Source organism: Eikenella halliae, from assembly GCF_001648475.1.
GTDB lineage: Bacteria > Pseudomonadota > Gammaproteobacteria > Burkholderiales > Neisseriaceae > Eikenella > Eikenella halliae.
The window spans coordinates 57,803-79,657 of record NZ_LXSQ01000030.1; the positions used below are offsets into that span (position 1 = coordinate 57,803).

At 55.7% G+C, this 21,855-nt stretch carries 21 protein-coding genes; 11 read left to right on the forward strand and 10 right to left on the reverse strand.

Annotation, left to right across the window (positions count from 1 at the left end):
* Positions 1–22: 22 nt before the first annotated feature.
* The 3 genes from A7Q00_RS11935 to A7Q00_RS11945 all read left to right on the forward strand — a co-directional run bounded on the left by A7Q00_RS11935 (position 23) and on the right by A7Q00_RS11945 (position 2,896).
* The gene (locus A7Q00_RS11935) at positions 23–1,303 is read left to right on the forward strand and encodes a hypothetical protein (protein WP_064090754.1); all 1,281 of its coding nucleotides are present in this window, start codon (positions 23–25) and stop codon (positions 1,301–1,303) included.
* A gap of 315 nt (positions 1,304–1,618) precedes the next feature.
* Complete coding sequence (locus A7Q00_RS11940; protein WP_064090755.1) at positions 1,619–2,224, forward strand: glutathione S-transferase N-terminal domain-containing protein; 606 nt, start codon at positions 1,619–1,621, stop codon at positions 2,222–2,224.
* Positions 2,225–2,491: 267 nt separating this feature from the next.
* Positions 2,492–2,896 carry a ClpXP protease specificity-enhancing factor gene (locus tag A7Q00_RS11945; RefSeq protein WP_064090756.1) on the forward strand — a complete coding sequence of 135 codons (405 nt, stop codon included), beginning with the start codon at positions 2,492–2,494 and terminating at the stop codon, positions 2,894–2,896.
* Between the two features lie 77 nt (positions 2,897–2,973).
* Here the strand turns inward: A7Q00_RS11945 and A7Q00_RS11950 are convergent, their stop codons facing one another.
* From A7Q00_RS11950 to dndC, 4 genes are all read right to left on the reverse strand, one after another.
* Positions 2,974–4,458 carry an FtsK/SpoIIIE domain-containing protein gene (locus tag A7Q00_RS11950; RefSeq protein ID WP_245637581.1) on the reverse strand — a complete coding sequence of 495 codons (1,485 nt, stop codon included), beginning with the start codon at positions 4,456–4,458 and terminating at the stop codon, positions 2,974–2,976.
* 146 nt (positions 4,459–4,604) lie between these two features.
* A complete protein-coding gene (locus A7Q00_RS11955; RefSeq protein WP_064090758.1) occupies positions 4,605–6,656 on the reverse strand; it encodes an AAA family ATPase in 2,052 nt (683 codons plus the stop codon).
* Between the two features lies 1 nt (position 6,657).
* Entirely contained in the window at positions 6,658–6,882 is a 225-nt protein-coding gene (locus A7Q00_RS11960; protein ID WP_064090759.1) for a DNA modification system-associated small protein, read from the reverse strand.
* Positions 6,879–7,991, reverse strand: a complete 1,113-nt coding sequence (gene dndC / locus A7Q00_RS11965) for a DNA phosphorothioation system sulfurtransferase DndC (protein WP_064090760.1) — start codon at positions 7,989–7,991, stop codon at positions 6,879–6,881. Before dndC ends, A7Q00_RS11960 begins: the two co-directional genes overlap by 4 nt.
* Before the next feature lie 59 nt (positions 7,992–8,050).
* On the opposite strand from dndC, the gene A7Q00_RS11970 reads away from it, so the two are divergent.
* Together A7Q00_RS11970 and A7Q00_RS11975 are read left to right on the forward strand one after the other, a co-directional pair.
* Positions 8,051–8,257 carry a hypothetical protein gene (locus A7Q00_RS11970; protein WP_064090825.1) on the forward strand — a complete coding sequence of 69 codons (207 nt, stop codon included), beginning with the start codon at positions 8,051–8,053 and terminating at the stop codon, positions 8,255–8,257.
* Positions 8,258–8,297: 40 nt separating this feature from the next.
* Entirely contained in the window at positions 8,298–8,774 is a 477-nt protein-coding gene (locus tag A7Q00_RS11975) for a hypothetical protein (protein ID WP_082887855.1), read from the forward strand.
* Positions 8,775–8,861: 87 nt separating this feature from the next.
* Here A7Q00_RS11975 and ylqF read toward each other — a convergent pair whose 3' ends face one another.
* The 6 genes from ylqF to A7Q00_RS12005 form a co-directional block, all read right to left on the reverse strand.
* Positions 8,862–9,791: a ribosome biogenesis GTPase YlqF gene (ylqF, locus tag A7Q00_RS11980; protein WP_064090761.1), complete on the reverse strand. Its 930-nt coding sequence runs from the start codon at positions 9,789–9,791 to the stop codon at positions 8,862–8,864.
* A gap of 442 nt (positions 9,792–10,233) precedes the next feature.
* Positions 10,234–11,091: an RNase adapter RapZ gene (gene rapZ, locus A7Q00_RS11985; protein ID WP_064090762.1), complete on the reverse strand. Its 858-nt coding sequence runs from the start codon at positions 11,089–11,091 to the stop codon at positions 10,234–10,236.
* The gene (gene hprK / locus A7Q00_RS11990; protein ID WP_064090763.1) at positions 11,072–12,034 is read right to left on the reverse strand and encodes an HPr(Ser) kinase/phosphatase; all 963 of its coding nucleotides are present in this window, start codon (positions 12,032–12,034) and stop codon (positions 11,072–11,074) included. The genes rapZ and hprK overlap by 20 nt, the downstream gene beginning before the upstream one ends.
* A gap of 14 nt (positions 12,035–12,048) precedes the next feature.
* Entirely contained in the window at positions 12,049–12,495 is a 447-nt protein-coding gene (gene ptsN, locus A7Q00_RS11995; protein ID WP_064090764.1) for a PTS IIA-like nitrogen regulatory protein PtsN, read from the reverse strand.
* A 101-nt stretch (positions 12,496–12,596) separates the two neighbouring features.
* On the reverse strand, positions 12,597–13,421 hold the full coding sequence (gene ubiA / locus A7Q00_RS12000) for a 4-hydroxybenzoate octaprenyltransferase (RefSeq protein ID WP_245637583.1): 825 nt from the start codon (positions 13,419–13,421) through the stop codon (positions 12,597–12,599).
* Between the two features lie 355 nt (positions 13,422–13,776).
* Positions 13,777–14,286, reverse strand: coding sequence for a chorismate--pyruvate lyase family protein (locus A7Q00_RS12005; protein WP_064090766.1), 510 nt, complete (start codon positions 14,284–14,286; stop codon positions 13,777–13,779).
* Between the two features lie 92 nt (positions 14,287–14,378).
* Between A7Q00_RS12005 and A7Q00_RS12010 the strand changes: the two genes are divergently transcribed.
* From A7Q00_RS12010 to A7Q00_RS12035, 6 genes are all read left to right on the forward strand, one after another.
* Positions 14,379–14,855: a SixA phosphatase family protein gene (locus A7Q00_RS12010; protein WP_064090767.1), complete on the forward strand. Its 477-nt coding sequence runs from the start codon at positions 14,379–14,381 to the stop codon at positions 14,853–14,855.
* A gap of 3 nt (positions 14,856–14,858) precedes the next feature.
* On the forward strand, positions 14,859–15,233 hold the full coding sequence (locus tag A7Q00_RS12015; RefSeq protein ID WP_064090768.1) for a hypothetical protein: 375 nt from the start codon (positions 14,859–14,861) through the stop codon (positions 15,231–15,233).
* Positions 15,234–15,387: 154 nt separating this feature from the next.
* Entirely contained in the window at positions 15,388–15,762 is a 375-nt protein-coding gene (locus A7Q00_RS12020; RefSeq protein ID WP_064090769.1) for a YkvA family protein, read from the forward strand.
* 251 nt (positions 15,763–16,013) lie between these two features.
* Complete coding sequence (gene panC, locus A7Q00_RS12025) at positions 16,014–16,847, forward strand: pantoate--beta-alanine ligase (protein WP_064090770.1); 834 nt, start codon at positions 16,014–16,016, stop codon at positions 16,845–16,847.
* Between the two features lie 349 nt (positions 16,848–17,196).
* The gene (locus A7Q00_RS12030) at positions 17,197–20,286 is read left to right on the forward strand and encodes a DNA translocase FtsK (RefSeq protein WP_082887858.1); all 3,090 of its coding nucleotides are present in this window, start codon (positions 17,197–17,199) and stop codon (positions 20,284–20,286) included.
* Positions 20,287–20,461: 175 nt separating this feature from the next.
* Positions 20,462–21,787 (forward strand): MFS transporter, encoded by a 1,326-nt coding sequence (locus A7Q00_RS12035; RefSeq protein ID WP_064090772.1) that lies wholly within the window; start codon positions 20,462–20,464, stop codon positions 21,785–21,787.
* Positions 21,788–21,855: the final 68 nt, after the last annotated feature.

Consider the following 21,855-nt stretch of genomic DNA (forward strand, 5'->3'; position numbering starts at 1 on the left):
CCTTTACTCCAGGAATTGCGCAATGAAAACAAATGAAAAACCGCCGGTTACACAGATATTGCTGCCTATTCTGATTTTTGCCGTCCTAGGTATGGGTTTGTGGTTTGCCTTTCCTGATCTGCGGGCATCATCCGGCGGGCATGCTCAAGAAAACAATCCTCCTATTACCACCTCCGATGCCTCTGGTATCAACTTAGAAAAAGAGCCTGAATCCATTTCCGCTATCCCGCCCTTGGAAACCGAACCACCCGCCCCACCCCAAGACGACAAACAGCAGCCTGCTGCGCTCAGCAGCTATCCGCTTGCCGATCATAGCTGGGGAGATATCTTCAATCCGCAGAAGTCTACGCCTTCGCAAGGCTATTTTGCCTGGTATATCAACACCAACCAGCCTAAACAGGTCATTGGCCGGGAAACAGTAAACAGCATTGCCATCAACTATCCTTTCGACCAATTCCTCAAGATTCCGTCTGAAGACTTCGGCGCCTACTGGGCTGGCCGACTACATGTTCCACAACGCGGTGCCTACCGCATTTCAGCAGACATCAGCTGGGCAAAAATGCGCGTGATGCTGAATCGCCACATCATTGCCGAATCAGAAAACTCAAGTGAAAACCAAATGGTATGGCTCGAACCTGGCGACTACCTGCTCGAAGTGGAATACATCAATAATTGGCACACCACCGGCTTCCAGCTTACCGTTGCCCCGGTAATCGAAGAGATGGATAGCTCCAACCTACCTGCCGCCGTGGCCACTAGACAGCTGCCAGCGCAAACCGTGGCCTATGCAGTCAGTGTAAATGAGAGCAGCAACAGGAATAACAGCCTCATCCTGCAGGCACCGGCCGACAACACCCCATACATCCTGATCCTAAGTAGTTCTAATGCCGTGCAATGGGACATCCAAGGCCGTGCCCCGGAACTGGTTATCTACAACAACGCAAGCAGCGGCAGCACCGTGCACACGGCCGGCCAGGTGCCGAAAATTGCCTGGAAAAACAGGATACCTTACGACATCACCAACCAAGAAGTCTCCTCTTGCCATTGCACGGTACATGACTTCCACTGCAACAACAGCAGAACCAGCTTGAAGGACCTTGCTGCCGACATCCGGCAACTGACCGGTTTCCCGCTGCAAGGCTTCAGCGGCGAATACAGAACCAACTACCTGCCCATCCCGCAAACCATAGTTAATTCCGCCAGCATCGCAAACAATGCCCACCAACTGCAAGAAATCGAACAGGCCCGCCAAGCTTGTGCCAAACGAAACAATGCCGGCTTTGAAGATATGATGCAGCGCTGACCCACCGCATCCTATAGTGAATTAACAAAAACCAGTACAGCGTTAGCTCGCCTTGCCGTAACGTGTGTACTGTCTGCGGCTCGCCGCCTTGTCCTGATTTTTGTTAATCCACTATACAACAAAGGCTACCTGAAACATTGCTTGCTTTTCAGGTAGCCTTTCCTTTCATCTCAAATTTAAATTAATCATATAAACATCATTGAGTTACACCGATTTTCTAGCCATAAAACCACCGGCAGGCTATAATACGCGGCATGGTATATGCCGGCAGACTTGCCAAGCCGGCGACACTGTTTAGTTAGGGAGAATACAGTTATGATGGTTTTATACTCAGGCATTACCTGCCCCTTCAGCCACCGCTGCCGCTTCGTGCTATACGAAAAAGGCATGGATTTCGAAATCAAAGACGTCGACATCTTCAACAAACCCGAAGACCTCTCCGTGATGAACCCCTACAACCAAGTGCCCGTATTGGTTGAACGCGACCTCATCCTGTTTGAGTCCAACATCATCAACGAATACATCGACGAACGCTTCCCGCACCCGCAGCTCATGCCCGGCGACCCCGTGATGCGCGGCCGCGGCCGCCTGGTTTTGTTCCGGATGGAAAAAGAGCTGTTCAGCCATGTGCAGAAACTCGAAAGCCACGAAACTTCCGCCAAAGAGCAGGCCAAAGCACGCGAAGCCATCGGCCAAGGCCTCACCTTGCTCGCCCCCGCCTTCTCCAAAAACAAATACGTGCTGGGCGACGACTTCTCCATGATCGACGTAGCCATCGCCCCCCTCCTGTGGCGGCTCGACCACTACGGCATCAAACTGGGCAAATCCGCCGCCCCCATCCTGAAATACGCCGAGCGTATCTTCCAACGCGAATCCTTCATCGCCGCGCTCACCGCCGCCGAAAAAGCCATGCGCCGCTAAGCATATAGGCCGTTTGTTTGTAAACCGCATCCGCGTTTTCTAACAAGCGGCCTTTAGCTGAAAGCATGATTTTTTCATTCCAGGCAGCCAGCCAACGTGTTAAGAAGTAAATTATAGTGAATTAACAGAAATCAGGACAAGGCGGCGAGCCGCAGACAGTACACACGTTACGGCAAGGCGAGCCAACGCTGTACTGGTTTTTGTTAATTCACTATATTCCAGCGATATGTTTTTCAGGTAGCCTTTCCCCCCACAGGAATCTTGCCCATGAACCCCACCCTCAAACCCTACCTCATCCGCGCCTTGCACGAATGGTGCAGCGACCAAGGCCACACGCCCTATATCCAGGTATGGGTAAACGAACATACCCGCGTACCCGTGCAGTTTGTGAAAGACAACCAAATCATCCTCAATATCGGCGCCACCGCCTGCGCCGGCCTGAACATCGATAACGACTGGGTTAACTTCACCGCCCGCTTCGGCGGCGTGGCGCACGACATTTGGATTCCGGTCGGCCACATCGGCGCCATCTATGCCCGCGAAACCGGCGAAGGCATGAACTTCGACATCACGCCCTACGAACCCGGTACTCCGCCCCAACCCGAAGCGGGCAGCAGCAGCAAAGACAGCAAACCCGCCGGCAAACACAAAGGCCTGAAACTGGTGAAATAACCCTTGGTACGGCAAAAACAAAGGCTACCTGAAAAGCAGTTTATATGCTTTCAGGTAGCCTCTTAATATCTCTTTAATTACACATTATATCCGTGTAAAAACTGTGCTGCGCTGCCATTCCATCTGACCAAGTGGTCGCCTTTGCTGGTTAAATACTCTGCTCCGCCTTCGCCTAGAATCATGCGCGAAGAGCCGGGTTTGACAACGCGCAATGCAATCCGACTAGGCAAATTGGCAAGCAGTTTGGACGAGAATGTTTGCGAATTGGGTTCTTGCGTTACCAAAATCATATGAATGCCGGTTTTTGCACCTTCTTGGAGCATTTGGATAATCGGTTTTTCGGCATTTTTGTCCGTATCCAACAAGGCCGCCAATTCCTCCAGTAAAACAATGAGGAGTTTTGGCCGATATTCTTCGGGCAGATGCTGTATTTTTTCAGCATCGTATTCGCGCAAAAGTGCCAACCGCCCGTTCATTTCATCTACAAGGCTTTCCAGCAAAGGCAAAAACCGACTGCGTTCCCCATGTATTCCGCCCTGCCACAGGTTGGGTGCAGTTTTGAATACGGAATAGTTGGCAGCAGGATCAAATATCGCCACTTCAAAACTATCCTGACGGTTGAGTTCAAACAGGCTTTTCATGATGGATGAAACCAGCACGGATTTGCCCATCCTTGTCGTGCCGCCCACCAATATATGTGGTGCTTCATATAAATCGGCAAAAACCGCCTTGCCGCCCTCATCCGCACCGATACAGCACGGTATCAGAAAATCACCGTGATATTGTTTCAGTGCCGATTCAAAATCATTCTTCTCCAGTTTGTGCCATGTATCTTCATGGCGGAGTATTTTGATTTCATGGGCATGCGGCAGTCCCGCATACTGTTCCGTGCGTACGGTGCTGCTGTCTTTGGGAATCCCCATTGCCGAACAAAATCTATCGTATAGTTTGTCCCAGTCGGCATAATCGGCAAATTGGACGAGGTAGCTGTCGTAGCGTACCCCCTGCCCCAAAAATGTTATGGCTTTCACCCCTTTGCCCATACCCTGCAATGCGGCAATGATTTTCTCACCCATTTCCCGATTGGCGGCGGGGGAGGATTTTAAATCGATGCCGTCTGAAACAGGATTTGGTGAGTGCAGACTGCCTGAAACAGCTGGGACAGCACCGTCCGATCCACCGTCCCTGTGTTGCGCCGCCAGATCGGCCAGTTCGTCAAAGAATATCTTTTTGGCTTCCACGATACTGCCGTCGCAGTATTCTAAGGCTTTCTGGTAACGCCCTTCCAGCAGTTTCGCGCCATTGTGCCATGCCAGTTGGATGTAGACAAATAGATGTTTTTTGGTGAATTTTCGTGTCGCTGCTTCATCAAACATACGCTGGCTGATGTAGGCGAGCCAAAATTTTTCTTCGCCTTTTTTGCCGTTTTGGTTAAAACAGGTGTTGAACGATGCGATCTCCAACCCGCCGTCCATGCCGGGTTTTTGCTCCCAATCTTTGATATTTTTGGTTTTGGCAAAGCAGAAGGCAATACACAGCCTTGCCCATTCGTGGTTCTGCATTTTGGGCAGCACACCGTCGCTTTCGAGCCGTTTCAGGATTTTGGCCGCTTCGCCGCTGGATTTGATGTGGGTGTTTTCAGTCAGCGTTACCCAGTATTTGTCATTGCAGATTTTGTCGTCATCCAATTCGTACATGGCGTTTCCTTTTATTCAAAATAGGCGTGCGGGGTAACGGTGGCGCGTTTCCCGCCGCCTTGCAGGCTTTGCGAACGGATAAGGTAGCTTTTACCAATGCGCCCCTGTGCGTTGAGCTTTTGATAGGCTTCGGAACCGATTTCGGCACTCTGCACCAGAATAATCACTTGACGGTTCAAATTCATCCAGTATTGCACTAGGTTGTTGCAATGGCGCGTATCCAAAGATGTGAGCGGGGTATCGACCACGAAGGGGACTTGGTAGTCGGTGATTTCGGCCAGCGCGGCAATCAGGGTCAGCACCAGTATTTTCTTTTCTCCGTGCGAAAGTGGCTGGAAGTCGATGGCCGTGCCGTTTTGGCTGTATAACGACAGGCTGCCGTCTTCGCCGATTTCGATGTCGCCGATTTGTTTGTCATGGGCGATTTTCTTGTGCAGGCTGCTTACGGTTTTGCGGAATGCGTCCAGTTTGCTGCGGCGCAGTTGCACGGCCAAGTCGTCTATCAGACGGCACACGGCTTCAGCACGTTCGGCCTTTTGCTGTTTGGGCAGGCTGTCTATCAATGCCTGTTGCAGGGTTTCCCAGTCGGTTTTCAAGCGGTTGGCTTCGGTTTGGCTGCGCTCGATGCTATTTTTCGCGCCGCCGAGTTTTTGGTTGGCTTCGGCCAACTCTTTCTGAACGCGCTCCAATTCTTCGCGCAGGCGGTCGGAATCGGCAAGGCTGTCTTCTTGCTGTTCGTAGCGGCGTTTCAGCTCAGCCAGTTTGGTTTCCTGACGGTTTTTCTCTTTGTTCAGGCTGCCGAGGTCGTTGTCGGGCGATGTGATGCGGGCGATGTTTTCGGAGGCCGCCTGAAAGCCTGCATCGTCCAAGTAATTGTGCTGCATGGGGTCGGACGCATCTGGCGGCAGTTTGTCGAACAGAACGTTCCATGATTCGTTCAGAGCACGTTTGAGCAGTTCGTCTTTCAGGATTTTCGGCGTCAGTAGTTCCAGCGTATTGGGATTGGTGGAAAACGCCTGCCAGAATTCTTCCAACCGGTGCGCGTTCTGCTCTTTGCCCTGCTCGTGCAGCAGGCGGCGGTAATCACCGTGAAGCTGCGTTTTCAGGGCGGCGATATCGCTTTCAGGTAACAGGGCAAGCGGCAAGGCCAACAAGGCTGCCTGAATGCTTTGGTTCAGTCGGGCGGTTTCGGCTTCACACTGTTCGATTTGGGCAATCAGCTCTTTGGAATGCTGCGTGCTGCCCGCGCCCCGCAACCGCGTCTGCAAATTGTCCTGCCTGGCTTCAGCTTCCTGCTTCTGCCGCTGCCACTGTTGCAGGGTTTCGGTGTGGCGCGCCAATTCTTCGGAGGCCGTCTGAAAACGGCGTTCGGCTTCGGCAAGCTGCTCTTTCTGCCGGCCACCCGCCTTTTCGCTGTATAGTTCCTGCCCGTATTTCTTCACGTCTGCCTGCAAGGCTTTAAGCAGGTCGATACCCAAAAGTTTGTTTAGCGCACCGCTCATCCAGCCGCCTGCGCCGAACTGTTTGGCGATATTGACTAGCTGTTCCCCGTCAAAAAAGAAAAACGTGGAATATTCGGACGGCAGGCCGTAATCTTCTAAATAATCTTGGATTTCTTCGCCCGAAACGGGTTGCAGGCTGCCTTTGTCGGACGAATACAGCATCAGTTCGTTATGTTCTTCCCGATAACGGCCGTGATGGTCGAAATGCCATTTGCGGACGATGCGGATGCCCTGTTCGTCAAATGCGCCGGTTTTCATCAAATCCATTTCCAGCACCATTTCGTAGGATCTGGCCATTTGGGTGGCGGCCTCCTTGTACAGCGACTGGCTGATGAAGTCATGGTATTTAAATTTGCTGTCACCCAGTCCGGCGCGTTGGAAATTGGCAATCGCGTCTTTGTCGTACAGGCACAGGTAAATCGCTTCCAGCAGCGTGGTTTTGCCGTGCCCGTTTTCCGCCCCGACCAAAATCAGGTTTCGCCCTTTTTCAGGCGGGGGAAATTCAAATTCGGCTTCGGCGTAGGATTTGAAATTTTTCAGTTTTATCCGTTTGATATACACCTTATTTCCCCCATAAATCCTGTTGTTCGAAGATTTTGTCCAGCTTCTGCTTCATGCCGCCGTGTTTGTCACCCTTGCGCCGCACCTGGCGCGCCCAAGCAAGAAGTTCCGCCGCCGCTTCTATTTTGATATTGTGTTTTTTGGCGGCCGCTTCCAGCAAATAGCGCGCGTCGGGGTCGCGCCACAGCAGCAGGTCGGCAATTTGTGCTTCGGTTTCCGGGTTCATCGTCTGTCTCCTTGTTTCAAAATATCTTCCGTCCAAATCTGCTTGATTAGGTCGATTTCTTCCTGCGAAATCAGTTCTTCGCCGAAAGCAGCCTGCACGTCCAGCAGCTTCGCCAGCATTTCCTGCCGCGCCGTGATGGTGAACGGGCCGGGGATGTGTTTTCCGCCTTTGAACGTGAGTTTTCCGTTGCGCCGTTCGGCCTGGCGGTATTCGGGTTTGTTGCGGATGTCCACCAGCCAGTCGCGGTATTCGATTAACGGTGTGAATTCAGTTTTCCCCGCATCCACAAAACCTTGCAGGCTTTTGTCCTTATTGACCACCGTGCACGTCCAGCAGCCGAAGCGGCTGGAATTGGTGCCGCAACCGGGGGCTTCTTCCTGTGACAGCACAATCGGGCATTCGCCGCCAGCGGCTTCGCGGTAGAGCTTGATTAAATCGCTGTGTGTGCCTCCCCAGGGCGGGTCGTTGGCAGCAAGGAATTCCCACACGTCGTCGGTACTCAAATCGGCAATCGGTCGGTACACCAACGCGTTTTTCAGATCACTGTGCAGGGTCAGATTGCTGTTTTCCAAGTTTTGGTGGCTTTTGATACTTGCCTTGCGGGTGGCAGATTCGTCTTTGCGCACGCCCAGTACAATGATGGCTTTGCCGTTTTCGTTTACTTTTTGCAGGATGTAGCCGCTAGTAGGCTGGATTTTCAGGCGGTCGGTGCACCAGCGCATTGAGCGGTTGGGCGTGGGGTAGCCTTTGCCGATGAGCAACGTCCAAAAGGTGTCCTGCAATTTCGGCACGGTGATTTCGCCGCTGACGGGCAGCCTGAAAATTTCGGCGGCGCGCAGGATTTCCGCCAAAGATTGGCGCATGTGTTTCACCACCAGCGGGCTTTCCACCAGCGTGTCGTTGGAAACGAAGAACACCTGCCGCGTCCGCAGCATCGGCGGCAGCGAAAGCAGCATGTCAAACACCAAATGGGCGACAAGGGTGCTGTCCTTGCCGCCTGAAAAGGTAACAATCCAAGGGTAGTGCTGTGTTTCGCTCAAATATTCTTCAGTAATGTTTTGGCGTATAGCATCAAACGGATCGGCTGTGTTTATGGGGATAACCTTCATAAATTTTCTCATTTGCACCTAAAACAGGTGCATCCATGATTGTACCTAAAATCGGTGCAATGAAGAACATCCGGCTGTCGGTTCATTCCAAGGAACATACGAAATTGCGACAGCTCCTTATCCGGCGACGCCTGGATTTGGGGTTGTCGCAACGTGCGTTGGCAGAACGGATGGATGTGGTGCATTCGTTCGTAGGAAAAGTGGAAACAGTTGACAGGCGGATGGATATATTTGAATTTATCGAATACTGTCGGGCTTTGGATTGAGATGCATCGGAGGTGGTGCGGGGTTTCAGGAGGGCTCGGTATGATGGATTTACCGGTGCTGTTGAAATATGCAGAACAATTCCGAGGTTTGCATACCAGTTTTACTTATGCGCAAAATCAGTCACCACACAAATTTATTTTGCTGTACAGCCTGTGCCTTCTATATGCTTCAGGTAGCTTGAAAACAGAGCAGATTAAATTTTCTGACGAATTGTTAATTGAATGGCAGATGGTGTTTCGGAAACAATGGCAGCTGTGGGTAGCGAATGACTACCATCAGGGAAAATTCGGTATGCCGCTTTACCATATGAAGACCGAGCCGTTTTGGCATTTCCACATCAAACCCGATATGGCGGACATGTTTGAACAAAAGAATCGCATGAAGACTCTATCCAGCCTGCGCCAAACCGTTTCAGGTGTAGAGCTTGATTTGCCGCTCGCGCGGCTGCTGTTACAACCCGAAACGCGCCTAGTACTTCAGGATGTATTATTGGCAAGGTTGTTTAAGATTCTGTAGTAACACAGTAGAACGATAAACAAAAGAAAACAAAGGCTACCTGAAAAGCAGTTTGCATACTTTCAGGTAGCCTTTGGCATATATCGCCTATTTTCCCTTACGCCGTTCGGCCTGCCGCTCGGCGCGTTTGGCTTGCAAGCGGGCTTCCTCTTCGAGGGCGGCGGCGAGCCAGGCTTGCCATTGATCGGGGGTTTCGAGGGTGATGCGGCCGATTTGGCCGTCGCGGAAATCGGTGAGGGTGTTTTCGGCGGCTTTTTGGTAGTTGATGCGGCCGCCGCCAAGCAGGGCGCCGCGCCGGCGGCCGATCCATTCGAGCCAGTCGGTATCTTGCCAGCTTTGACTCTCTTCCGGGTCGGCTTGGTAACGCGCTTGCAGCTGGGGCAGGTAGTGCTGGCGCAGATAGTTGAGCAGCTCAAGGGCGACGGTTTCTTCGTCCAGCGCATTGCGGCCTACGGCGCCGCTGGCGGCGAGGTTGTAGCCGCTTTGGGGAACGATGATTTTCGGCCACAGCATGCCGGGGGTGTCGTAGAGCCAGAAGTCGTCGGCAAGCAGCAGGCATTGTTCGGTTTTGGTGATGCCGGGTTCGTTGCCGGTTTTGGCGGATTTTTTGCCGATCATGCCGTTGATCAGGGTGGACTTGCCCACGTTGGGGATGCCGCAAATGAGCACGCGCAGGGGGCGGTCGATGCCTTGCCGGTGCGGAACCAGCGCACGGCAGGCGGCAGTGATTTTTTGGGCGGCCTGGCGTTCGGAAGCATCAAGGGCCAGGGCGCTGGTGTTGGGCCGGTTTTGCAGTTCGGCCAGCCACACACGGGTGAGCTCGGGGTCGGCAAGGTCTTGTTTGTTTAGCAGATAGAGCTTGGGCTTGCCGCGCGAGAGCTGGGCCAGCAGGGGGTTTTGGCTGGAGGCGGGCAGACGGGCATCCAGCATTTCGATGACCATATCGGTGCTTTTCAGCCGCTCGATGAGGGCTTTTTTGGTTTTGTGCATATGGCCGGGAAACCATTGGATGCTCATGATGTTTTCTTTCTGTTGGTTTCAGGTAGCCTTTGGCAGGGAAAGGCTACCTGAAAATGTTGGGGATACGGGTTGGCGGTGTTGAAACTGATCTTTTTATCGCTGCAGAACCCTGCCTTCCTTCGGAAGTCTGGTTTTAGCTTCGCAGAAATTCATCCTCCTGCAGAGACCTCGGTCCGCCTCGCAGAAATTCATCCTCCTGCAGAGACCTCGGTCCGCCTCGCAGAAACTCGCCCTCCTGCGGAGACTTCGTTTTAGCTTCGCAGAAACTCGCCCTCCTGCGGAGACTTCGTTTTAGCTTCGCAGAAACTCGTCCTCCTGCGGAGGCCTCGTTTTAGCTTCGCAGAAACTCGTCCTCCTGCGGAGGCCTCGTTTTCAGGTAGCCTGTGGTGTTGGGGCTACCTGAAACTCAAACTTCAACCAAAACCAATACACTTGACACTCACGCGCGGTGGGCGGTGGTGGCGGGAAGCTGGCGGTGGCGCACCCACATGGGGTAATCGCGCAGGCGTTCGGCCACGGCTTCGGCCACGAATACGGAGCGGTGCTGGCCGCCGGTGCAGCCGATGCCGACCACGAGCATGTGCACGCGGGTTTGGCGGGCGTATTCGGGCAACCAGCGGTTTAGGTAGCCGCTGATGTCGGCCACCATCTGCTGCACGACTTTGAATTGGGCGAAATAGGCGCGCACGGCTTCGTCGCGGCCGGTGAGTTCGCGCAAGTTTTCATCGTAATACGGGTTGGGCAAGGCACGGGTGTCGAAGAGGAAATCCAAATCCAGCGGCGCGCCGTATTTGAAGCCGAATGATTCGATCACCACCTGCAAACCGCCGTGGCTGAGAGCGAGCCACTCTTGGATACGGAATTTCAAATCACCGATGCTGTCGTGGGAGTTGTTGATGCAAAAGGCGAAACTCTGCCACGGTTGGAGCATTTGCCGCTCGGCGGAGATGCTTTCGGCCAGGGTAAGGGTGGTGGCTGCGAGGGGATGGCGGCGGCCGTGGCGGTCGAGCCGGCGGATGAGGGTGGCGGTGTCGGCATCGAGAAACAACAAGCGCAGGGGGTGGCCTTGGCGGCGGATGGCACGCAGGCAGTTTTGGATGGTGTCTTGGGGATAAGGCAGGCGGATATCGAGGCTGATGGCCAGCTTGCTGATTTGGCTGGCAGCAGATTGCGCCACCAATTGGGGCAGGAGCGCGGGCGGAATATTGTCCACGCACGTGAAGCCCATATCACCGAGCAGTTTTAAGGCAACTGTTTTTCCCGAGCCGGTCAGCCCGCTAATCAGCACTATCCTCATGGCTGCGTTCGTCTTCCCTCAGCATGGCGGTATGGCGTTCTAAAAATTCTTTGGTACTGTCTTTGCCGCGCGCCTGCAGAATATAGTTGCGCACCGCTGCTTCCACCAGCACGGCGAGGTTGCGGCCGACAGCCACCGGCAGCGTCACCGAGCGTACGGCCACGTTGAGGATGGTTTCAGTTTCGCTCTGGATGGAAAGGCGGTCGAGCGTTTTCATGTAGTTGTCGTCGGCCAGCGTCAGGTTGATGATGAGCTTGAGCTGCTTGGAAGGCAGCACGGCGGTTTCGCCGAAAATGGTGCGGATATTGAGCACGCCCAAGCCGCGCACTTCGAGAAAATCTCGCAATACGGCCGGGCAGCGGCCTTCCAGCGTTTCCGGGCCGGTGCGGTAGAGTTCCACCGCATCGTCGGCTACCAGGCCGTGCCCACGAGAAATCAGCTCCAAGGCCAGCTCGCTCTTGCCCAAGCCAGATTCGCCCATCAGCAACACGCCGATTTCAAACACGTCCAAAAACACGCCGTGCTTCACGGTGGAGGCGGCCAGCACGCGCTGCAAATAAATCCGCAGCACGTCCATCAAAAACGGGCTTTCGGTTTTGGAGGTGAGCAGCGGCACGTTGTGGGTGTGGCAATAATCGCGCAGCATGAAAGGCACCGGCAAATCGTTGGCCACAATCACCAAGGCAATGCTCAAATCGAAGAGTTCGTCCAGGCTCGCCTTCACTTCCCCGGCGGCCATCTTATCCAAATAGGCCACTTCGGCCACGCCCAACACCTGCACTTGGTTGGGATGGATAAAATTCAAATGCCCCACCAGCGCCAACACAGGTTTGTCGGCATCCACGCTGATGCGGTTGTCTGCGCCTGCCGTGCCGGCCGACCAAGCCAAACTCAGCTTGGCCTGGTTGTCTTGATAGAGCTTGCGCACGGAAATGCTGGGCATGGGTGTCCTGTTGGTTATGCGGTGAGGATGTGGTGGGCGGCTTCGGCGTTTTCGGCAAGCAAAAGCTGCTCGCGCACGGCTTTATCCGAAAGCTTGATGGCCAAGGCAGAGAGCACTTCCAAATGCTCGCCGGAAGCGTTTTCCGGCACCAGCAGCACAAACACCAGCGATACCGGCTCGCCATCGGGCGCATCGAAATCCACAGCTTCTTTCAGGCGGATAAACGCGCCGGTGGCCGCTTGCACTTCGGCATGCCGACCATGCGGGATGGCCACGCCGTGCCCCAGCGCGGTGGTGCCGAGCTTTTCGCGCGCAAACAAGCATTCAAACACAGCGGCGCGGCTCAGGCCGGATTCGCTTTCCAGCAGCAGGCCGGCTTCTTCAAACAGGCGTTTTTTGCTGCTCACTTCCAAATCCAGCACAATATGCGATACGGGCAGGATATTGCCGATCAGGCTCATGGTTACTTCTCTTGCGTAAAAATTCATTAAGGATAGGATTGTACCTGCGCCGCCGCCGAAGGGCAATTTTGTGCCCGGCGGCCAGCTTTCAGGTAGCCTAATCAGCCGCCGCTGTAATGCGCCAGCAAACCGAGCCATAAAACCCAGCCGATGCGGTTGTTGGATAAGAACACTTTAAAACAAGCTTCCCGGTTGCGGCTGCGGATGGCGCGGTATTGGCCGCATTGGTGCCACACCGCGTACACCAGCGCCAGACAATACGGCCAGCGGGCGTGAATGGTGCAGCCGGCAGCGGCCATCAGCAACACAAACAGTGCGTGGCACAACATGGCGGCTTCAGCATCGCGGCGGCCGAAGGTGATGGCCGAGGTTTGAATGCCGATTTTCAGGTCGTCTTCCTTATCGGCCATGGCGTAGATGGTGTCGTAGGCCAGCGTCCAGCAGGCATTGGCGGCAAACAGCAGCCAGGCCAGCGGCGGCACATGGTTTTGCACGGCGGCAAAGGCCATCGGAATGCCGAAGGAAAAAGCCAGCCCCAAATACAGCTGCGGCAGCGGGAAAAAGCGTTTGGTAAACGGATAGCTCAAGGCCAGAAACAGCGCGGGCAAGCTCATCAGCCAGGTTAGCCCGTTCAACGGCAGCAGGCACAGGCAGGCAGCGGCACACAAAACCAACAACAAAAGCATCGCCTCGCGCGTATTCACCTTGCCGGTGGCAAACGGGCGGCTTTTGGTGCGCGCCACCGCACCGTCGAAATTGCGGTCGGCAAAATCATTGATCACACAGCCGGCACTGCGCATCAGAAAGGTGCCGAGCACGAAGGCAAACAGAATGCCGAAATCGGGCAGCCCGTCGGCAGCCATCCACAGCGCCCACAGCGTGGGCCACAGCAACAGCAGCGTGCCGATGGGCTTGTCGGCGCGCATCAGTTGCAGGTACACAGCCAGACGATCGGCTTGCTTCGGGGAGAGAAAAGAAAGAAAAGGCACGGGAGTTCTCGGGGTGTGGTTTCAGGTAGCCTTGGGGCGTGAGAGAGAGGCTACCTGAAAAAGAGTTTTGCACAATATAGTGAATTAACAAAAATCAGGACAAGGCGACGAGCCGCAGACAGTACAGATAGTACGGCAAGGCGAGGCAACGCTGTACTGGTTTTTGTTAATTCACTATAAAACAGCCGGGTGGAAGCTGATGGTTTAGGCTACCTGAAAATTATCGCTTTCAGGTAGCCTGCATGTGGTGGCAAGAGGCTACCTGAAATACTGTCTGCTGCAAAATACCGCCCTATTCCTCCAAAAACCGCGCCAGCTCGGGCATAAACCCTTCGGTCAGCACCATCTTTTCGCCGTTCAAATCGAATATCGAGCGACGCAGGCAAACGGCTTGGACGGCTTGTTCTTGTTGCGCGGGCGGCACGGCGGCGAAGGCGAGCGGGCTGCGTTCGGCGGCCAGGCGGCCATCAAACAGGCGTTTGCCCAAAGGCTGCGTGCCGCAAGCCAGGATGCTTGCCCACACCCCCGCTAAAGGGCACACGCTGCGCGCCCACACCACCGGTGTATCATCCAGCAGCAGCCACACCTGGCGCACATGAAACGTGTTATCGGCCAACTCTTCACCCGGCCACCTTTGCGCCATTTTGCCCTGAAAGGCTACCTGAACACAGAAATCCGCGCCGGTGGCCTGCAAGGCCAGGGTGAGCGAGGGTGCCTGTATCAGGCGATGCAGGGCGGTGGAAACGGTGGGCGGCTCGGGCTGCCAAATCAGCGGCGGCAGGGTGTGTGGAAAAGCTGTCATTTGTTTGTGTTATGGAAACCATGTTTTTCAGGTAGCCTCTGCGGCTGCCAGGCATTAAGATACGAATTGTATCAGAGAATAAGGAGGGCAAGATGAACCTGATTTTATGGCGACACGCCGAAGCTGAAGATGGCGTACCCGATTTGGAACGCGGCCTCACCGACAAAGGCCTGCGACAGGCTGAGGCGGCTGCCCGGTGGCTGCGGCCGTATCTGAACGGCCAAGTAGAAGTGTGGGCTTCGCAAGCACTGCGCAGCCGGCAAACTGCCGAAGCGCTCGGCCTGCCCTATGCCGTGAAACCCGAGCTTAATCCGATTAACCATGTAGAAGAGCTCCCCGCGATGACTGCCGCGCATAAAGGGGCGGATTATTTGATACTGGTGGGGCATCAGCCCTGGCTGGGGCAGCTGTGCAGCTATCTGCTCAACGGCGGCTGGCTGGCCGGACAATATTGGACGGTGAAAAAATCCGGCATTTGGTGGTTTGGCGTGAAAAGCGGTGAAGACGGCAGGCTCTACGCCAAGCTGAAAGCCGCCATGACCCCGCAGCTGCTCTTGCCGGAAGATTAAAAGATGCTCAACAAAGCCGAGATTGAGGAAAAAATCTTCTCTATTGATAAAGAGATATGTACCCATGCCATTTTAGAGATGGTTTTTAACGCCGATCGCGAAGAAGTGGATTGGGTTTCCGACTATTTGGTAAAACTGAGCGAAAATACCAACCCGACCGTGAGCGGCCTGGCTTTAACCTGTTTCGGGCATTTGGCCAGGCTGCACGGATATATGGGTGACCATAGGCGGGTTGTTGCGCTATTGGAGGCTTTCCGAAACTCGCCCGTAAGCGAATTGCGGGGCAGGGCTGAAGATGCGTTAGAGGATATTGAAATTTTTTGTAGCAAGCCGCAAACGCATCGCACCGAACCGACACCGGAACATATAGTGGATTAACAAAAATCAGGACAAGGCGACGAGCCGCAGACAGTACAGATAGTACGGCAAGGCGAGGCAACGCTGTACTGGTTTTTGTTAATTCACTATAAATCCACTTGAAACCTGCCGCTGCCGCGCCCATTTTCGCCCTATCCAATGCAAGGAGTTTGCCATGAATCAAGACAACCCTGTCCGCCCCGAAGATTTCGTGCCGGAATTCCGCCGTCGCCGTTTCGAGCCGGACGGCTTTTTGCGCAAGCTGCGCCGTTTCGCGCTGCGGCTGGGGCGGCCGGTGGTGGAGCAGCTGTATGTGCTGTATTTCCTGTTTCAATCGCCCGCCGTGCCCAAACGCGCCAAGCTGATTATCGTGGGCGCACTGGTGTATTTCGTCAGCCCCATCGACAGCATCCCCGACCTGCTCGGCCCCTTGGGCTTCAGCGACGACATCGCCGTGATCACGCTGGTATACGCACAAATGAAGGATTATCTGACGGAAGAAATCAAAATCCGTGCCTGTGCCGCAGCGGAGCGGTTGGTGCGAAAGTAGGCTTACCTATACCCGGAAAGGCTACCTGAAAACCCTATTGAGTATTTTCAGGTAGCCTTTCCCATGCTCAGGCTACCTGAAATCTTGAAGCACATAAGCCGCATCACATCAATGCAAACAAGCCATCCACGCTCCATACCGCGATCTAACAGTGAAGGCTACCTGAAACCCCACCATCATGTTTTTCAGGTAGCCTCTCCCAGCATGGCGGAGTATACTGCGCCGCATTTTATTGATAGGGCAAACCCGCCATGAAAATTATCCATACCATTCAAGAACTGCGCGACTGGCGCCGCGAAACCGGCAGCGTGGCATTCGTGCCCACCATGGGCAACCTGCACGAAGGGCACCTGGCCTTGGTGCGCGAAGCGGCCAAACGGGCAGACCAGGTGGTGGTGAGCATTTTTGTCAACCGCCTGCAATTCGGCCAAGGCGAGGATTTCGACCACTACCCGCGCACACTGGAGCAGGATGCCGCCAAACTGGCCGGCGAAGGCGTGGCCGTGCTCTTCGCGCCGAGCGAGCAGGAGCTGTATCCGAATGTGGCCCAGCAATACAACGTCGAGCCGCCCAATCTGCAAAACGAGCTATGCGGCGCGTTCCGCCCGGGCCACTTCCGCGGCGTGGCTACCGTGGTGGCCAAACTGTTCAATATTGTTGAGCCCGATTACGCCTGCTTCGGCAAAAAAGACTACCAACAGCTGGTTATCCTGCAAGGCATGGCTGCCGATTTGAATTTCCGGGTAGAAATCGTGCCGGTGGACATCGGCCGCGCCGCCGACGGCCTGGCGCTCTCCAGCCGCAACCAATACCTGAGCGAAGCCGAGCGCAAACAAGCCCCGCAGCTCTACCGCGAATTGCAGGCCGTTGCCCGTGCAGTGGAAAACGGCAACCGCGACTATGCCGCGCTGGAACAACAGGCGGCAGCAAACCTGAAACAGGCCGGCTGGCAGGTGGACTATGTGGAAATCCGCCACGCGGGCAATCTTCAGGTAGCCCATGTCGGCGACAGCGAACTGGTGGTGTTGGCCGCCGCCCGTTTGGGCAATACGCGCCTCATCGACAACATCGAAATCCGCCTCTGATTGGTTCGCCCCTCCGCCCGCAATATGCGGGCGGAGATTTTTGTATAGCGAATTAAAACCAAACTAGGGCAAGGCGGCGAGCTGTAGACAGTATGGGCAATACGGCAATGCGAGCCAAGGTAATAGCATTCTGATTCAAATCCACTATAAACCCTTAGATTTAAATACCAATCAAAGCGGCAGCATCACAGAACGTGTAAACATATCATACAGATAGGCAGGCCAACGGGAAGCGTTGTCACACAAAAATGCGCCGAGGCCGAGGATTTTGCCCAGGCCGCCAGGTTTAATTTCGGCGGGAAACACGTTAAAATACCAGCCTTTGCGCCAAATTCGGGAGCCGCTGTTTATGTTTTTAGTTTTTCTGCTGATTTTGTTGTTGGCCGGCATTGCCGTGCTCTTGTGGTGGCGCGCGCGCGAAGAGCGCGAATGGCTGCTGGAGCTCACTTATCTCAACCGGCACCAAAACAACCAGCAATCCACTGATACCGAAGCAGAAAACACCCCGCAGCAGCAGCCCGCCCGCCCCAATGTGCTGCCGCAGCGCGCGCAAACCCAAGTGAAGCTGCACTATCAAAAGGTGCAAGACGAATTGCAACGCAAAATCGAGCTGCTTGCCGGCGGTGTGAAGAAAAAAGCGCGCCGCCGCAACGTGAGCGAAAACCAGGAAGAGCTGCCGATTTTCAGCCCCACCGAAGAAGAAACGGCCGCAGAAGAAGCAAGCGCCCTGCTGCCGGAAACTACTGCCGAGGCCACTGCCGAGCAGGTGGAACCTATTGAAAACACGAACGCTGCCGAAACCGAAGCCAACACTGCCGACGAGCCGGAAATCCACGATTTGTCCACCCCCGATGCCGATTTGCCCGTTATCACCGAAGCCGAAGCCACCCGCCACAGGCTACCTGAAAACTTCGAAGACGAAGAAAACCGCCCCGAGCCGAGCATCATTTCCCTTTCCGAAGCCACCCGTATGCTGCATAAAAACGAAGCAGCCGAAGCCAAGCCGCTGGAAACCGTGGTGCTGAACTGGCCGATTAAAGCCTCCTCCCCCGCCCCCGAGCCGCGTGAAGAAATCACCCCGGACGATCCCGCCGTGCAGTATGTGCGCGAAAAAATCCAAGCCCACCTGCCGCCCGCAGCCGAACCTGCGCCGGAAGAGCCTGCCGAAGAGCGCCACACCATCAGCCCCGACGACATTCGCAACAACCTCCTGCGCCAGCGCCTGCGTGCCCGCAGGCAGCCCCAGCCCACGCCCCAACCAACCATTGCCCCGCAGCAGCCCGATTTGCCGGTTATCAATGAAGACGAAATCTTGGCTAATCTGGCCAAAACCGATGCCCCGGCCAATCGCCAGCGCAGCCGCTTCAAACGCCAAACCGTGCGCGAGAGCGTGATTCCCGCCGCTGCGCGCGTGAACCACAGCCAGGGCGCACAAGTGCCGACGGCTATGCCGCCCCAGAAAGCCCAACCGCTGCCGATTTCCACCCGCTTTACCCCCTTCAATCATGGCACTGCGCCCGAGAGCCCCGACGCCCAGCCCACTGAGGAGGAGTCGGCGCTGTCCGCCGAACAGCCACCGATTCTTTTCCCGCAAAGCACCGTTGAAGACAGTCCACCTTGGAGCTTGGCTGAAACTGTGAGCGACGATACCGCTGAAACGTATTCAGACACCGCCGACCAAACCGCTACCCAACATCACTTCCGCCCCGACCTCTCGCTCACCGAGCAAGCATCGGCTGCCGAACCGGCCATCGAGTTCGACAACGGCAACGAATGGCAGCAGGCCTTGGAGCAAGGCGCAGCCGAAGCCCAAGCGCAAACCGCGTGGGCAAGCCCCGCGCCCGCTGCCGCGCCTGCCATCCCCTCCCTGCCCGACCTGCCGCCGCAGCCCGCGCCGGTTTCGGCCGTTTCCGCCGTATCGTATGCCGATTTCGGCCACTACCATGTGCCGATGAACGAGCTGCTCCTGCCGCCGCAATACGACAGCGAAGCCAACATCAGCGAAGAGCAGCTGCTGGACAACAGCATCAGAATCGAAGAAAAACTGGCCGAATTCCGCGTGAAAGTCAACGTGGTGGACGCCTATGCCGGCCCGGTGATTACCCGCTACGAAATCGAGCCCGATGTCGGCGTGCGCGGCAACTCGGTGATTAATCTGGAAAAAGACCTCGCCCGCTCGCTCGGCGTGGCCGCCATCCGCGTGGTGGAAACCATTCCGGGCAAAACCTGCATGGGATTGGAGCTGCCCAATCCCAAGCGGCAGATGATCCGCCTGAGCGAAGTGTTCAATTCGCCGGTGTTTGCCGAAAGCAAATCCAAGCTCACCCTCGCGCTGGGGCAGGACATCACCGGCCAGCCGGTGGTAACCGACCTGGCCAAAGCCCCGCACCTCTTGGTGGCCGGTACCACCGGCTCGGGCAAATCCGTGGGCGTGAACGCCATGATTTTGTCGCTGCTGTTCAAAGCCACGCCCGACGAAGTGCGCATGATCATGATCGATCCGAAAATGCTCGAGCTCTCCGTGTACGAAGGCATCCCGCACCTGCTCGCGCCGGTGGTAACCGACATGAAACTCGCCGCCAACGCACTCACCTGGTGCGTGAACGAAATGGAAAAACGCTACCGCCTGATGAGCCATGTGGGCGTGCGCAACCTCGCCGGTTACAACCAAAAAATCAAAGACGCCGCCGCCCGCGGCGAACGGCTGGCCAACCCCTTCAGCCTCACCCCCGACAACCCCGAGCCGCTTGTCCGCCTGCCGCATATCGTGGTAATCGTGGATGAATTTGCCGACCTGATGATGACTTCCGGCAAAAAAATCGAAGAGCTGATTGCCCGCCTCGCCCAAAAAGCCCGCGCCGCCGGCATCCACCTCATCCTTGCCACCCAGCGCCCCAGCGTGGACGTGATTACCGGCCTGATTAAAGCCAACATCCCCACCCGCATCGCTTTTCAGGTAGCCTCCAAAGTAGACAGCCGCACCATCATCGACCAGATGGGCGCGGAAAACCTGCTCGGCCAAGGCGATATGCTCTTCCTGCCGCCCGGCACCGGCTACCCGCAGCGCGTACACGGCGCCTTCGTGGCCGACAGCGAAGTGCAACGCGTGGCCGAATACCTCAAAGGCTTCGGTGCGCCCGATTACGTGGAAGACATCCTCACCTCCGGCGTGGGCAGCGACGATTTGTTCAGCAATGCCAACAGCGGCATCGGCGGCGGCAACAGCGGCCAAGACCCCCTGTTTGACGAAGCCGTCGCCATCGTTTTGCGCACGCAGAAAGCCACCATTTCCTCCATCCAGCGCCACCTGCGCATCGGCTACAACAAAGCCGCCACCCTGGTGGACCAAATGGAAGCCGAGGGCATCGTCTCCCCCGCCGACACCAATGGCAAACGCACCATCCTCGCCCGGCCGGATCATTTAGACGACGGCGCATAGGCCGGATAAACCGAAAAAGGCTACCTGAAAACGTTTTGCGCCCTGCAAAGCCAAAGTTTTCAGGTAGCCTTTTCCTTGCCCGATACCATCCTGTCAATAAATCGGCTAGACAAACGCGCCTTTCGTCCTTAATATCGCGCACTTTCCATCTTTTACCGTTTTTCACACACACATCATGAGTACCGAACACCATCTGCGCAACAACCCCTATAAAGTCGCCGTCGCCTCCATGGTGGGCACGGCCATCGAATTTTACGATTACTACATCTACGCCGCTGCCGCCGTACTGGTATTCAACAGCCAGTTTTTCGACAAAAGCGACCCCAAAGTAGCCACCATCCTTTCACTCTCCACGCTGGCACTGGCCTTTTTTGCCCGCCCTATCGGCTCGGCGCTGTTCGGCCATTTCGGCGACAAAATCGGCCGCAAGAAAACGCTGGTGGCCTCATTGATGACCATGGGGCTTTCCACCGTGTGCATCGGCCTCTTGCCCACCTATAAAGACATCGGCATCGCCGCGCCGCTGCTTTTGTGCCTGTGCCGCGTCGGCCAGGGTATCGGCTTGGGCGGCGAATGGGGCGGCGCGGCCTTGGTGGCCACCGAAAACGCGCCCGACGGCAAACGCGCCTGGTTCGGCACTTTCCCGCAGCTGGGCGCCCCCATCGGCCTGTTTATGGCCAACGGCGTATTCTTCCTCATCAGTTCCGTTATCGGCCATGAAGCCATGGTGGATTGGGGCTGGCGCATTCCCTTCGTCGCATCGATGATCCTGGTGTTTGTCGGCCTGTGGATGCGGCTGACCATGCACGAAAGCCATGTGTACCGCGAAGCCGAATCGGAAGGCAAAGTGAAGGCCGCGCCGGTGAAGGAAGTATTCGCCAATCATTGGAAACCGGTGTTGCAAGGCACATTTATCATGGTGGCCACCTATGTGCTGTTCTATATCATGACCGCCTTCGCCCAGGTGTATTCCAAATCGCCGGCCAAGCTTTCCGAATTCGGCCACCCCACCGGCCTGGGCATCCCCGCCAACACCTTCACCGGCTTTTTGATGATCAGCGCCGTGGTGTTCGGCATCTTCATCAGCCTCTCCGGCATCTATGCCGATAAAATCGGCCGCCGCCGCTTTTTAATCTGGGTGAGCGCCGCCATGCTCGTATTCGGCCTGGCCATGCCCTGGTTTCTCACCAACGGCACGCCGATGAGCGTATTTGCCTTCCTGATTATCGGCATGATTCTGATGGGGCTCACCTTCGGCCCGATGGCCGCTCTGCTGCCCGAATTGTTCCCCACCGAAGTGCGCTATTCCGGCGCATCGCTGGCCTACAACTTCTCCGCCATCATCGGCGCATCGCTGGCCACATTGGTGGCCATCGAGTTCAACGAACACTACGGCATCCTCGGCGTGGGCATCTACTTGGCGGTAAACTGCGCCCTCACCCTCGCGGCGCTCATCAGCACACACGAAACCAAAGATGTGGATTTAACTAACACCAAGTAATTGCCGTGCCGGGAAAAAAGGCTACCTGAAATTTTCAGGTAGCCTCTTTGTTCGCCCTGCCGCGTATC

Coding starts and splice junctions, on each gene's coding strand:
- dndC (WP_064090760.1), bottom strand. CDS start 7,991: ATGAAGGTTATCCCCATAAACACAGCCGATCCGTTTGATGCTATACGC.
- rapZ (WP_064090762.1), bottom strand. CDS start 11,091: ATGAGGATAGTGCTGATTAGCGGGCTGACCGGCTCGGGAAAAACAGTT.
- A7Q00_RS12005 (WP_064090766.1), bottom strand. CDS start 14,286: ATGACAGCTTTTCCACACACCCTGCCGCCGCTGATTTGGCAGCCCGAG.
- A7Q00_RS11935 (WP_064090754.1), top strand. CDS start 23: ATGAAAACAAATGAAAAACCGCCGGTTACACAGATATTGCTGCCTATT.
- hprK (WP_064090763.1), bottom strand. CDS start 12,034: ATGCCCAGCATTTCCGTGCGCAAGCTCTATCAAGACAACCAGGCCAAG.
- A7Q00_RS11945 (WP_064090756.1), top strand. CDS start 2,492: ATGAACCCCACCCTCAAACCCTACCTCATCCGCGCCTTGCACGAATGG.
- A7Q00_RS11940 (WP_064090755.1), top strand. CDS start 1,619: ATGATGGTTTTATACTCAGGCATTACCTGCCCCTTCAGCCACCGCTGC.
- A7Q00_RS11970 (WP_064090825.1), top strand. CDS start 8,051: ATGAAGAACATCCGGCTGTCGGTTCATTCCAAGGAACATACGAAATTG.
- A7Q00_RS11960 (WP_064090759.1), bottom strand. CDS start 6,882: ATGAACCCGGAAACCGAAGCACAAATTGCCGACCTGCTGCTGTGGCGC.
- A7Q00_RS11975 (WP_082887855.1), top strand. CDS start 8,298: ATGATGGATTTACCGGTGCTGTTGAAATATGCAGAACAATTCCGAGGT.
- panC (WP_064090770.1), top strand. CDS start 16,014: ATGAAAATTATCCATACCATTCAAGAACTGCGCGACTGGCGCCGCGAA.
- A7Q00_RS12015 (WP_064090768.1), top strand. CDS start 14,859: ATGCTCAACAAAGCCGAGATTGAGGAAAAAATCTTCTCTATTGATAAA.
- ptsN (WP_064090764.1), bottom strand. CDS start 12,495: ATGAGCCTGATCGGCAATATCCTGCCCGTATCGCATATTGTGCTGGAT.
- A7Q00_RS12010 (WP_064090767.1), top strand. CDS start 14,379: ATGAACCTGATTTTATGGCGACACGCCGAAGCTGAAGATGGCGTACCC.
- ubiA (WP_245637583.1), bottom strand. CDS start 13,421: ATGCGCGCCGACAAGCCCATCGGCACGCTGCTGTTGCTGTGGCCCACG.
- A7Q00_RS12030 (WP_082887858.1), top strand. CDS start 17,197: ATGTTTTTAGTTTTTCTGCTGATTTTGTTGTTGGCCGGCATTGCCGTG.
- ylqF (WP_064090761.1), bottom strand. CDS start 9,791: ATGAGCATCCAATGGTTTCCCGGCCATATGCACAAAACCAAAAAAGCC.
- A7Q00_RS12035 (WP_064090772.1), top strand. CDS start 20,462: ATGAGTACCGAACACCATCTGCGCAACAACCCCTATAAAGTCGCCGTC.
- A7Q00_RS11950 (WP_245637581.1), bottom strand. CDS start 4,458: ATGCAGAACCACGAATGGGCAAGGCTGTGTATTGCCTTCTGCTTTGCC.
- A7Q00_RS12020 (WP_064090769.1), top strand. CDS start 15,388: ATGAATCAAGACAACCCTGTCCGCCCCGAAGATTTCGTGCCGGAATTC.